An 11,367-nucleotide genomic window follows, 5' to 3' on the forward strand; every position below is an offset into this window, starting at 1 on the left:
CTCCTTACATTGCAGCGGTTAACGCCTTAGCCCACTTGTCCGTTTGCATGATCCCAATCATCAGTAACACCGCCATCGCAATAACACCAATCATGAGCTCGCTAAGCCCATTAGCCCCATGGAACACGCCCGTCAATAGATACGGGTAGAAGATCTGTACCATGTAGAGCAGCGTGCCTTGGATGGCTGTGGCCATGAAGGTCTTGAAGAACCCCTTGGCGATTGATGAATATTCAGCGCTAGGCAACGTAGCAATTGGAATCGGAGCCATGGCGAACAGCACATATAGCTGCAAAAACCGCACCGCAACCATCACCTTGACCATCGCCACCGCTGCTAACAGCAGTAGCCAGCCTAAAAGTAGGGCGATTGTCAAAAATATTTTAGAGAAGAACCCTAGGTCCTTCAGTGGTTCCCACATAGCTGCCACCGTAACGCCACCATCAATTGCTTTGCCTGAAACGATGCCTTTAATCTCATTAGTGAGCTCCGTGTTAAGTGAGATTAGACCCGAAAGGATCTTAGGTAGCGAGGCCAGGACAGTGCTGATAATCGCGTATTTGGCGACGGTTAGCCCAATTGCGCGGATCATTCCTTCTGGTCCCCCACCAATCTTCTCTTGAAGTAGTGAGATCCGCTGGATCTCAAACATGACAAAGAGCGCCATGATGGCGAAGGCCAGTGGCTTGACCACTGTGCTTTGGATGGCCGTGACAAACTTGTACAGATCCTGGTTATAATCGCCCAGGCCCTTAGTCAGGTCCGAGGTGGCAGCGATACCTTTAATGGCACCCACGATTAACCTGAGAACCCATTTAACAGAACCGTCCACTATTGCACCTCCTTATCAAGTAAATTTGATGGTCGTAAAGTATACAGCCGCAGCGCTAATAATCACGCCACCGACAATTTCTAGAATCGCGCTACGGATACCAGGCCCATTCGAGTCCTTCAGATTGCCCCCTAGAGTGACGGCGCCCATAACTACCATGTATCCGCCGTATCCGGCAATCCCCGTAGAGATGAGTTTCATGATGCTTGACAGCACTTGCATATACGGTTCCTCCTCAATTAAAAATCACCGCCGAAAAATTCTTCGACGGTGTTTTTGTGTTTTTCTTGTTTAACAATTGGTTCATCTGGTGCATCCTGCGCCGCCTTAAAGGCCTTGTAGGTCGGGAGCTTTTCAACCACAATCCGCTTCGATTTGAACGGCTGCACCCCACGGAGAATGTAGATTGACTCATCGCCCCGCATTCGCGAGACTTCAGCTGGCTGCATCAGCGGCCTAGCAATCTTGTCGTATCGCGTGTTGAACGATCCCTGGGCGCCTCGTGTTGTTGAAGTATTCAGCACCTCAATGGTTTCTTGTCCCATACGATCCGATACGTACTTGGCTGTGACGTCATCATTGCCGCCCAGGAACAGGAACGAGTCCGCTGCGCCCATGATGGAGTCCCAGGACTTAGGGTAACCTTGTTTGATTTGCGGAATATTTTGCAAGAAGATCATGGCCCCAATCCCCCGCGATCTAACCGTGTTGACACGGGCATCAAAATTGGGAATTTTGGCAGTGTTGGCAAATTCATCCATCACCATCAAAACTGGTACTGGTAGATGCCCACCATGAACCTGATCGGCCCGTTCCACCAGCTTGCTGAACAGCACCTGGTAGGTCATGCCAATCAGGAAGTTGTAAGTCGAAGTCTGGTCTGGAAGAACCAAGTACACGATGGTCTTTTGATCCCCTACCAGATCCAAATCTAGCGTGTCATCACTTGTCATCCTGGCCAGGCTAGGTACGTCAAATGGTGCCAAGCGTACGCCGGCAGAAATGGCCATGCTTGCCGAAGTCTTCCCTGGCGCCACTTTGTACGTTTCGTATTCCTTGACGCCAAACGCATCGGGAAAACGTTCAGCAAACTCTTCAAACATCACATCAAGGGGCGATACCACGCCCGGTCCGTCCTCTGTTGTTTCAAGCAGCCGCACCATCTTCGCTACAGACGCCATCGACTGATCTTCCTTCCGGATCATTAGGCGAAGGTAGTCAATTAGGGCACTGAACAGCAGTCTCTCGGCTTTGTCAAAGAAGGCATCACCGCCGGTTTTCTTGTCATCACTGGTATTGGCCATGAACACATCGACCATTTCGATAATGTCGTCTTCATTCTTAATGTAGTGAAACACGTTGAAGTGATCTGTGTTCTCGCGCGTAATGAAGTCAAGTGTCTTAATCACATAACCCTTACTCCGGAAATACTTTACCGTGGCACGCCGGGTTGCGCTTTTGGTGTCCGTCACCACGTAAGAACTGTTCGCCTGCATTAGGTTAGGGATAACCACCGTTCGTGTCTTCCCAGTCCCAGCAGCGCCGACAACGGCCGTAAACGCATTACGGCTATACATTGGCGTACGCGTGTAATCCGGATCTGTCTGGTAGAGACGCTCAGTCGCTGTCATCAAAATGTTGTTTTCAGGGTGATCCCAGTCGATGAACGGCTTAATGTCCTCAGCCGTCCCCCAGCGACTAGACCCATGTTCCTCGCCAGCACGCGTATTGTGCTGATTGACGGAGATGTACAGATACGCCAGCCAGAAGGCAATCAAGACACCGATACCCCACAAGAGAGCAACAGGTTTGAAGCCAAAGTGCGGCTCAATATACCGCATCGGATAACCCGCAATATATCCCAGGCGATCAATGATTGACGTATAGTTTTTAGGAGCTGCGTAATACTCGGCGCCAACATTCACGCCAATATAAAACGCCGCGATCGAACCAATCGCGGCGCCTACAGTTTTCTTCGCGTTGATGATGCAGACCTCCCTTACGACTATATTTCTTTATCCGGCAGAGGCCGCTCACGGTGTTTATTCTTCTCCTGAGCTTGCTCGGTTCGAGCCTTGGCCTGCTCTTTGGCGAGGGCAATCTTTTCATCAAGATTGCCAGGTCCCTTTTCAGGTCCATCGATGCCACCTAGCACTCGGTTCACAGCGATGTTCACACGGTCCAAGCTCTCAGCATTGAAAAAAGCGTGGTAAATATCAGTGCCAGGTTCCTTCGCTAGAGAGAAATCAACCTTGAGGGACTTGAGCGCCTTTTTGAAGTCACCCAGGTCAGTCTTACTAATATCGATGTGCTCCAAAGAACCTTTCTCTACCAGCTGTCCTAAGCGCCCTTTTTGCGTGACCGTTGTCTTCTTGATAACGGCTGTCGTAGCGTGGACCGCAGTACCCACCGTTGCCTTTAACACAGGCGTCAGCATCTGAAGGCTTAGATTTGCCAATCGAAAAACGGCCTCAACGGCCTCTTGTTCTCCTGCTGCCATTACTATTCCTCCTCAGTTGCATCCGTGCTGTCGTCCGCTGCCACAGTGACCGTAACTTCCTTAGTCGTGGTCTGCCCAAACTTATCAGTGGCCGTGTAGGTTAACTTATAGTCACCTGCCGCACCCGTATCAACGGAACCATCAACAGTAACCTTGGCGTCACCATAAGGGCTGGTCGCTGTTACGTTAGCTATGGCATCAAGCTGATCACCGACCTTGAGCGTCGTCGGCACCTTAGAAACATCCAGACTCGGTTTATCCGCCGTGACGTTGATGGTCACGGTCTTGGTCGTCGTCTGCCCGAACTTATCGGTCGTCGTGTAGGTCAGCTTATTCTCCCCTGGCTTGCTGGTATCAACGTTGCCGTCAACCTTGAGGTCAGCCTCACCATACTTGCTGGTGGCCTTAACACCTTGAAGAACATCAAACTCGCTATTTAGCGCCACGCTGGTGTTCTGATTGTTGGTGTCGATGTTTGGCTTGTCAGCGTAAACCGTGACTGTGCGTTGCTTGGTGACCGTCTGCCCGTCGCTGTCAGTGACGGAATAGGTCAGTTCATACTGACCAGGAGTCGTCGTATCAACCTTACCTTCAGCGGTGACCTTGCCTGTCAAATCGCCGTCTTGATAGTCATCAGCGCTAACATCTTTCAAGGCGTCAAAGGTCGTACCAACCTCAACCGGATTGTCATTCAGGAACACAATAGATGGCTTGTCGTTGATCACCGTAATATCGCGTGTCACTGATACGGTGTGGCCCGCGCTATCCGTTACTGAGTAGGTAACGGTATAGGTGCCTGGCGTGTTCTTATCAAGCGTGGTTGTATAGCCAATTGCATTAGTCAAATCGCCGTCTTCGGAGTCACTGGCCGTGACGCCAACCCGAAAGTCTACTGATTGTTGCCCTTTGTGCACCATCATCGTCGCCGGCGCACTGATGGAAGGTGCCTGATCTGTTGTGGTTTCACCAGAGTCAGAGCCGCCGCCTTTGTTTCCTGTATCTGTACCCGTGCCAGTCGAAGGCTTTGACGTATTAGAATTGTCAATCGGGGGTACTAAAGCTGGTTTTTCCGCTTCAGCCAACGTTTTGACCTCGGCATCAGCGCCATCTACTAGAGCCAGAGCACTCGTAGTCGTTTTACCGTTTAAAGCCACTGCTAGGTCATTTTCGCCAACAAGACCGTCATCCGACACGCTCACGTCGTTACCATTGGTATCACTAGAGCTAAGTCCAGCATCGGCCATCGCATCTTCAACAGTTTTGTCCGCCTGCTTGGAGCTATGGCCAGCGGCTGCTTTAGCCTTGTCTTTGGATTTCTTCTGTACTTGAACGGTCTGGTCCTTATGTGTGCCTTGTTGCTGGCAACTAACGATGCCAGCACCTAAGCCTAGCAGCACAATCGGGCAAATCACCCAAGCTGCAATCTTTTTACGTTTCTTACTTTTATCTTCGTCCATGGTGTCCTCCCTTTAGAATAGAATGTCGTCTTCGGTAATATCGAAATGGTCGTAATCTTCAGGACCCGTTTCCTCACGGTCTTCGGGTACGGCTGGCTGTTCGTCCGCTTCGTGATGTTGGCTAACTTGATTAGCAGGTTCCGGTTGGCTTTGCGCCCCAGGACTAGTCTCTGCCGGAGTTGATGGATCCAGCGGCGCTGATTGCTCACAGTCCAACTCAGGCGTCGTACCGGCGCCTGAAGTGCCAGCGGCGGACTGTACGTCAGGTTCCTGGCTGGTAGCAGGAGTTAGAAATTCAACCTGGTCTGCTCGCACTTGAAAACTCTGCTTCTTCTCACCGTCTTTAGTCACGTAGTCGTTCTGATGTAGTTCACCAATAATGCCCACTCGGTTGCCTTTGTGTACATACTTTGCGGTTGATTGCGCACTTTGTCCCCAAATGATGCAAGGAATGAAGTCTGTCTTGTCTTTGTCGTGTGGCCGACTCACTGCGACAGTGAAACGCGCATAAGCCCTACCTGTAGCTGTGTACTGTAACTCCACTGCGCGAACCAAACGGCCTACGAGTTGAATTGAATTCATGAGTGCCTCCTTAATCCAGTCGGTTACCAGACACGCGGCAATCAACGGTTAGTTGCAAGATATGCGTGCTTGAGGTCTTAACCTCAACCACAGGCCCGAGATATAGACGATGTGGATAAGCGAACCAGCCGCGCGCTGCATAGAAGTTGCTACCGAGTAGCTGACTACGCTGCTTGCGAAGATCCTCACGTCGAACCTTGAACACGTACAGCCCGTCGAAATACGCGATTCGCTTAATCTTACGAACCGGCACGACGAGCTGAATTGGCTCAAAATCGTATGCTGCTTCCATTTGTGTTCCCCCTTTTAGATAAAATCTGTTGGTAGATCGGTGAACCGCCATCCAATAATGGTGAGGTTCCCGTTGATCTCAACCTGGGCGTGCTGCACAGTGAACATAATCATATTGGTTAACGACGTGTGGTCCGTCTTGCCTAGAATCACTAGTCGATTTTCCGGAAACATACTTACGTAGAATGTGACGCGTGCCTTTTGACCAACGTACTGACTTGATATGGTGATTTGCACTCGTTCTTTCTGATTTCCATCCGCTTCAATCACAAACCGGCTCGATACCGGCTTGGTGAGAACGTCATCAGGGATATAAATGCCATGCTCTGCCTCATCGTTCATCGACTCTAATCGCCTCCTTTCTAATTTCGACTACAGCCGATTAAAATCATCTGACTCAACAGTTAAAAGCGACGGGCGTAAAGTAACTACCCGCCTACGTCGTGTGCAGGAATCGAACCCGCGTCCACCGCTTAAGTCTAAAGAAGTGGATGTACCAGCCACGACAAAAAGTGGCCTCCTGGGAAAGAGACCACTCAAATTTGGAGGAGTAATAATGAAAAATAGGTAGGGCTAGGCAGGCCTTGGGGGTGGCCGCCTAAGCCACCACAGGGAGTCGAACCCTGTTAGTATCCACACGATCAGATACCTTCCAAAGACAGCAAAAAGCCCCTACTTTTGTTCTCTGGGGAAGAGAAGTAGGGGCACCAGGAGAATAGTAATTAAAGAAATCGTTGGAACAAGGTAAATAGCGGGGTAGCCGCCTGCCGAAGTCACCCCATCGTCGACTGCTCGCTTATTGCTTCTGTGGCCCCGTGGTAAACCCGGCGTGGACCAATGCGGCTTCCTGATGAATGAGTCGGCGGATCAGTGAAGAGGTCCGCTCACCAGTCGCCCGCTGAACATCTTCTAGCTCGCGACGAGTATCTGTTGTAGCTGCGAACTTAATCCAGCTTTTGTCAGCTCCGATCATGGTTACCCCACCTTTCAATTGTTCTAGAGAAAAGATACCCACCTATTTTGGCCTAAAAACTCCCTAACTGTAATCTGCATGCTATTCTATCCTCGTACCCGGCTGGCGCCTATAGCCTATCCAGTGGCACAGCCTGAACAGTAGCAATGTTGTTTCTCAAATCATCAATAAAGGGGCCCTCTGCCGAATCAATCTTCAGTGCAAGCTGCAGGTCAGAAGTGATTGGCAGATCATAAATCAGTATTTCCATCTCGTGACCTGGGCGGTAGTCGTAGACTTCATCTAATGCATCGTCGGCCAGGTACCAGCCTGGCACAATTTGAATAACTAGCACTTCTCATCACTCCTTGGAGGTTTCATTATGGACATGAATCCAGTATTAAAACTTGTACCGATTGCCTTACCCAAAGCAGGTAAGCGTCACGACACGCAGCTTCCGGTATTGAAAACAGTCAGGGATAGCGAAGGCCACGGACGTGACTTTTTTGTCTTCGATATGGAGATAAACCAGAGAGCATTCGCGGTCTCATTCATTGCTGGGGACTTTGTTAAGCCTTGGCTCCTGGCATTTAACAGAAAGGGAGATAACCAACCGCCTCTCGTGGTAAAAATATATACCGGCTATAAAGTCGCAACCGATGGATACTCAGTCGAGGAACGAAAACACATCTCTTCCTTCTTTAATCATCAGCTAAACCCTGCCAAGGGTTTCTTGAGCCTTTGGAACGATGTCAATAGATCTCTCCACTACCGGAAAAGCTCACTTGATTATGAGACTCGAAACGCATTATTGAACTTACAGGACAAGCCTGAAGAGGAGACAAAACTATTTTTCAAAGGCTTCCACAACAACGGTGCCGGCCATCGGTCTGCTTTTAATGCTTGGAAAGTACAGCACTTGCTACCTCCTGAAGTTTGGGCTCAGATTGCCAACAACGACCACTACTCTGTTGATTTCACCGATTTACCCGGAGACGCCAATACAGTCAATAAGACCGAACAGGCTTGTATGGCGGCAGAAATTGCTAAGTATCGTGAGAACCACGGACTGATTTCGTAACAACACTGGTGGTCAAATAGATTGGTTTGAATACGCCAAGGCCGCTCAAAACTTCTTGTTGCTCCATAGGCAATTGAGACACGTCGGCAGCTCGGAATGGGTCACAGGTGATATATATCTTATCCTTCGCCTGGTATGTCCACGCACCACCCCTGAAGTACCAGCCAGGAACAATCTGCAACACTACTCGTCTTTGTCTTCCCTGAATATAGTCAAGGTTTGCCATTGTATATCCTTCTTTCTGTCTATAAATCCAAGGCCCCAGCCAATTGAATCACAAACGCGTCAGCGGCACTGACGCGAGACAAACCTCTTCCTACATGTGGGTCATCCATAGTGCTCCAATCAGTAGGATTGGAAGCCCCAGCAGCATCCACGGGATAACCCAGCCATCGTGTTTCTTGTCAATCTTGTCGCACACTTTCTCGTAAACAAATATGCCTATCATGACACAGCCGGTTACAGTCAAACCCAACGCACAGCCGAACGGCATCGCCTTATTCCCCAGCTCACTCAGAGTTTGCATAGACAATGATTCGCCATAGGGCATCATGCAACCTATGGTCAACAAAGCTCCGAAAAAATATACGCTTAGGAAAGTGAGAAATAGCTTTTGTGCTACTTGCCCACGGTACGCTTTTTCAAGCTTGTTTAAGGCTCCGCTTTGCATCTCCCTTGGTGCCCCTATTCTCTGCATTTCTCGAACCTGATTGGCCATTTTTCTGACCTCATCACGCCTTGCTATGACATTCCATATCGTAAGATTCCACGCGGCCAAGGTCATCATCAGTGTTGCTATTGATCTCATCATTTCTCTACCCCTCCTTTGGCGTCAGCATTAACCGTTTTCATTGAGTCAATTTTTGACACAATCTTGTAAGGCTTGCCCTTCTTCATAGTCAACACAGCTTCAGCCTTCTTCGAGCTCACCTCCAGGCTAACGTATCCTTTCCCCTTAGAAAGCGCATAAGCCTTGTTAAGAACGCGATCGACTGCCCGGCCTTGCGGTGTTGTAGCTTCAGCAGTCCCGTGATCCGCGTGTCCCAGGGGCGTAAAGTCTAAGGTTATATCACCAGAGCGTTCAATCTCTAGTGGGGTCGTGAGTTGCTTTGTGCTATCTAAGGGTTCGACCAGTATCGAAATAATGCTACCCACAATCAGAAGCATTGTGAAGACTGGTAAAACCCAGTCGTCTGCTAAAGAAATGTTCTTCTTATCGAGGGCAAGGCCAACCAATGCCAGAACTATCGCAATGAGCAGCATGACCTTGCCAGCAGTTATGACCATCTCGTAGTGGCCAAAATCAATATAATGTTCCATTTCAGTCTCCATTCTTTTCGGTTATCAGATAAAATACGCGGAGGGCCTTGCACGTATCCTGCAAATTCTTTTGGTGCAAGACCGCCCCAGGGAGTCGAACCCTGGCAGCATCAGCAGGCGCTAACGCTGTTCCGGCAGCGGTGGTGATACTTAATCGCTTGTTAACGTGCCCACGCGATACGAGGTGGGGTCAGAAACCGTTAGAGACGTATCAAGATGCTTTTGGAGGCCGAGTTTTGTAGGCTTCACCTTGATTAAATGGCCCTGAACCACGTAGCGAAACGCTGGGTGTTTGTAACCAACTCGCGGGCAAGTGAAAAGGTGGATCTGTTTGGCGGCACCAGCTGCTGGATCACTAAGGATCGAAGCATCGCTACCTTCAACCGTATATGCCCGGTCGGCTTCATAGGTGTACTTGCCTTCTAGCGTATACACATACATCAGACCGCCGGTGCCGGTGCCGCCCTTGTAGTCTGACGGCCGGTAGGGAGCGCCTGCATTACGCACGTAGCCCTGACTGGTCGTCAGTTGGAAAAGATTGGCAAACAAAACCCCAGGGACGTATGAGCTATGACCTGCAAGGACATAGTTGTTGTCGACGGGGCTGGTGTTCGCTTTCACGCGGGCAAGCTCCGCAAGCGCCCCGTAATTGAGCCCTGCATCCGTTTTGTAGATAGCTAGGTCAATTCCTACTGACGGGATTGAAACGGCCGTATCGGCCCGTCTTGCCCGCGTATGGGGCGCTTGTTTGCCCTTCTTGAGTGACTTGATTAGTTGCTGACCATCACTCCGTGCGCGTTGGCCCTTGCTGGCCTCCTGGGCCGGCTGCCATAGGATCAAAGCCACGCCGATAAGGATCAGCAAGATTAATGCAACAGTTAGTGGCCAACGCTTACGTCGCATAGGCTAGGCCCGCTTACGCAGCAGGTAGAAGGCCACACCAGCAGCGCCAATCAGAGCAACAACGCCCAGGGCCAACAGAACGCCATTCAGGGAGTCGTCAGTCTGCGTCAGCTTTGGAGCTGGCGCGATGTGAACCGATTGGCCCGCGTCGTTGATGTCAGCGTGGCTGGCAATCAGCTTGCCATCGTGGTAGAGGTCTTCAAAAGCAACCACGTCATGGCCGCCCAGGGAGCTGCCGTCGAACGTGAAGGTCATGGTCACCTTCATGTCCTTGGCGGTTGCCTTGAAGGTCTTTTCAGCAGTGACTTTCTTGCCGTTGATCAGAACCGGTTTGCCAGTGGCCTTGTCCATCAGGTAGCCCTTGACGGTGTAGGTCTTGCCAATCACGAGGTCATTGAACTCAACAACGTCGTTAATGGTCATGTTCCGGCTAGCGGTCACCGTCTTCTTACCGTCAGAGGTCGCCGTGGTGTGCAGCTCAATCTTCGGGAAGTGAACGGTTTGGTCTTTGTCGTTGATGTCTTCGTGAGAAGCAATCAGCTTGCCGTTGTGGTAGAGGTACTCAAAAGCCACAACGTCCTTGCCAGCCAAAGCGCGGCCGTCAACGACAAACTCAACGTCAATCGTGCCGTCAGCCTTTTCGGCTTTGAAGGTCACGGTCTTGGAAACTTTGGAGCCGTCGGCGTTCTTAACGAACGATCCGTCGGTGTAGTGCAGGTAGCCCTTGACAGTGTAGGTCTTGCCAACAATCAGATTGTGGTAAGCCACAGCATCCTTAACGGTTACCTTTTCTTCTGGAACAACTTCCTTGGACCCTTCAGAATCCGTTGCCGTAGTGTGCAACTCGATTTTCGGGAAGTGAACGGTTTGGTCTTTGTCGTTGATGTCTTCGTGAGAAGCAATCAGATTGTTGTTGTGGTAGAGGTTTTCAAACACAACAACGTCCTTGCCCGCCAGCAGACGGCCATCAACCGTGAAGGTCACGTCGATGGTGCCATCGGTCTTCTCAGCGGTAAAGGAAACCGTCTTAGCGATCTTGTTGCCCTTGGCGTCAAGGACAAAAGAGCCATCCGTATAGTGCAGATAGCCGGTTACGGAGTAGTGCTTACCGACAACCAGGTTGCTGTACGCAACGGCATCTTTGATGGTGACGTCTTCTTCAGGCATCACCTGCTTGTCGCCTTCGTCGGAAGTAGCCGTCGTGTGAACCTTTGGGGTAACCACTTTGACGGTCTGGCCTGCGTCGTTGACGTCCGCGTGGCTAACAACTAGGTTGTTGTCACGGTAGAGGTTTTCAAAGACAACAAATTCTTTGCCCATTGCCTTAGAAGCATCAACGGTGTAAGTCATGGTAACCGACCCGTCGGCTTTGTCAGCGACGAACGTCTTTTCAGCAGTAATTGGGTTGCCCTTAGCGTCAAGAACAACCTTACCTGTGGCCTTATCAAT

General features: G+C 50.4%; 15 protein-coding genes. 1 reads left to right on the forward strand and 14 read right to left on the reverse strand.

Annotated elements, in window-relative coordinates:
- Nucleotides 1-4 precede the first annotated feature (4 nt).
- From EKM90_RS10460 to EKM90_RS10500, 10 genes are all read right to left on the reverse strand, one after another.
- Nucleotides 5-832, reverse strand: a complete 828-nt coding sequence (locus EKM90_RS10460) for a hypothetical protein (RefSeq protein WP_125582385.1) — start codon at nt 830-832, stop codon at nt 5-7.
- Nucleotides 833-847: 15 nt separating this feature from the next.
- The gene (locus EKM90_RS10465) at nt 848-1,054 is read right to left on the reverse strand and encodes a hypothetical protein (RefSeq protein WP_125582387.1); all 207 of its coding nucleotides are present in this window, start codon (nt 1,052-1,054) and stop codon (nt 848-850) included.
- 17 nt (nt 1,055-1,071) lie between these two features.
- Complete coding sequence (locus EKM90_RS10470; protein ID WP_125582389.1) at nt 1,072-2,673, reverse strand: VirD4-like conjugal transfer protein, CD1115 family; 1,602 nt, start codon at nt 2,671-2,673, stop codon at nt 1,072-1,074.
- Between the two features lie 164 nt (nt 2,674-2,837).
- Nucleotides 2,838-3,332, reverse strand: a complete 495-nt coding sequence (locus EKM90_RS10475; protein ID WP_125582391.1) for a DUF3801 domain-containing protein — start codon at nt 3,330-3,332, stop codon at nt 2,838-2,840.
- A 2-nt stretch (nt 3,333-3,334) separates the two neighbouring features.
- Nucleotides 3,335-4,789: an immunoglobulin-like domain-containing protein gene (locus EKM90_RS10480; RefSeq protein ID WP_125582393.1), complete on the reverse strand. Its 1,455-nt coding sequence runs from the start codon at nt 4,787-4,789 to the stop codon at nt 3,335-3,337.
- A gap of 12 nt (nt 4,790-4,801) precedes the next feature.
- Nucleotides 4,802-5,371, reverse strand: a complete 570-nt coding sequence (locus tag EKM90_RS10485; RefSeq protein ID WP_125582395.1) for a single-stranded DNA-binding protein — start codon at nt 5,369-5,371, stop codon at nt 4,802-4,804.
- A gap of 10 nt (nt 5,372-5,381) precedes the next feature.
- A complete protein-coding gene (locus EKM90_RS10490; protein ID WP_125582397.1) occupies nt 5,382-5,663 on the reverse strand; it encodes a hypothetical protein in 282 nt (93 codons plus the stop codon).
- Nucleotides 5,664-5,677: 14 nt separating this feature from the next.
- Nucleotides 5,678-6,004 (reverse strand): hypothetical protein, encoded by a 327-nt coding sequence (locus EKM90_RS10495; protein WP_125582399.1) that lies wholly within the window; start codon nt 6,002-6,004, stop codon nt 5,678-5,680.
- 454 nt (nt 6,005-6,458) lie between these two features.
- Entirely contained in the window at nt 6,459-6,635 is a 177-nt protein-coding gene (locus EKM90_RS12870) for a hypothetical protein (protein ID WP_164507949.1), read from the reverse strand.
- Between the two features lie 109 nt (nt 6,636-6,744).
- The gene (locus EKM90_RS10500; protein ID WP_125582401.1) at nt 6,745-6,969 is read right to left on the reverse strand and encodes a hypothetical protein; all 225 of its coding nucleotides are present in this window, start codon (nt 6,967-6,969) and stop codon (nt 6,745-6,747) included.
- A gap of 27 nt (nt 6,970-6,996) precedes the next feature.
- Here EKM90_RS10500 and EKM90_RS10505 point away from each other — a divergent pair, with 27 nt between their 5' ends.
- Nucleotides 6,997-7,695, forward strand: a complete 699-nt coding sequence (locus EKM90_RS10505) for a hypothetical protein (protein WP_125582403.1) — start codon at nt 6,997-6,999, stop codon at nt 7,693-7,695.
- 316 nt (nt 7,696-8,011) lie between these two features.
- On the opposite strand, the gene EKM90_RS10510 is transcribed toward EKM90_RS10505, so the two are convergent.
- The 4 genes from EKM90_RS10510 to EKM90_RS12875 form a co-directional block, all read right to left on the reverse strand.
- On the reverse strand, nt 8,012-8,506 hold the full coding sequence (locus EKM90_RS10510) for a hypothetical protein (protein ID WP_125582414.1): 495 nt from the start codon (nt 8,504-8,506) through the stop codon (nt 8,012-8,014).
- On the reverse strand, nt 8,503-9,015 hold the full coding sequence (locus EKM90_RS10515; RefSeq protein WP_125582416.1) for a hypothetical protein: 513 nt from the start codon (nt 9,013-9,015) through the stop codon (nt 8,503-8,505). Before EKM90_RS10515 ends, EKM90_RS10510 begins: the two co-directional genes overlap by 4 nt.
- Before the next feature lie 150 nt (nt 9,016-9,165).
- A complete protein-coding gene (locus tag EKM90_RS10520; RefSeq protein ID WP_125582418.1) occupies nt 9,166-9,918 on the reverse strand; it encodes a sortase domain-containing protein in 753 nt (250 codons plus the stop codon).
- Between the two features lie 3 nt (nt 9,919-9,921).
- The coding region (locus EKM90_RS12875; RefSeq protein ID WP_164507950.1) for a VaFE repeat-containing surface-anchored protein at nt 9,922-11,367 on the reverse strand (1,446 nt) is incomplete at its 5' end.

The sequence above is a fragment of the Lacticaseibacillus suibinensis genome (genome assembly GCF_003946175.1).
Lineage (GTDB): Bacteria > Bacillota > Bacilli > Lactobacillales > Lactobacillaceae > Lacticaseibacillus > Lacticaseibacillus suibinensis.

Excerpts from the sequence above, each read along its gene's own strand:
- EKM90_RS10465 (WP_125582387.1), bottom strand. The coding sequence starts at position 1,054 with ATGCAAGTGCTGTCAAGCATCATGAAACTCATCTCTACGGGGATTGCC.
- EKM90_RS10470 (WP_125582389.1), bottom strand. The coding sequence starts at position 2,673 with ATGCGGTATATTGAGCCGCACTTTGGCTTCAAACCTGTTGCTCTCTTG.
- EKM90_RS10475 (WP_125582391.1), bottom strand. The coding sequence starts at position 3,332 with ATGGCAGCAGGAGAACAAGAGGCCGTTGAGGCCGTTTTTCGATTGGCA.
- EKM90_RS10480 (WP_125582393.1), bottom strand. The coding sequence starts at position 4,789 with ATGGACGAAGATAAAAGTAAGAAACGTAAAAAGATTGCAGCTTGGGTG.
- EKM90_RS10485 (WP_125582395.1), bottom strand. The coding sequence starts at position 5,371 with ATGAATTCAATTCAACTCGTAGGCCGTTTGGTTCGCGCAGTGGAGTTA.
- EKM90_RS10490 (WP_125582397.1), bottom strand. The coding sequence starts at position 5,663 with ATGGAAGCAGCATACGATTTTGAGCCAATTCAGCTCGTCGTGCCGGTT.
- EKM90_RS10495 (WP_125582399.1), bottom strand. The coding sequence starts at position 6,004 with ATGAACGATGAGGCAGAGCATGGCATTTATATCCCTGATGACGTTCTC.
- EKM90_RS12870 (WP_164507949.1), bottom strand. The coding sequence starts at position 6,635 with ATGATCGGAGCTGACAAAAGCTGGATTAAGTTCGCAGCTACAACAGAT.
- EKM90_RS10505 (WP_125582403.1), top strand. The coding sequence starts at position 6,997 with ATGGACATGAATCCAGTATTAAAACTTGTACCGATTGCCTTACCCAAA.
- EKM90_RS10510 (WP_125582414.1), bottom strand. The coding sequence starts at position 8,506 with ATGATGAGATCAATAGCAACACTGATGATGACCTTGGCCGCGTGGAAT.
- EKM90_RS10515 (WP_125582416.1), bottom strand. The coding sequence starts at position 9,015 with ATGGAACATTATATTGATTTTGGCCACTACGAGATGGTCATAACTGCT.
- EKM90_RS10520 (WP_125582418.1), bottom strand. The coding sequence starts at position 9,918 with ATGCGACGTAAGCGTTGGCCACTAACTGTTGCATTAATCTTGCTGATC.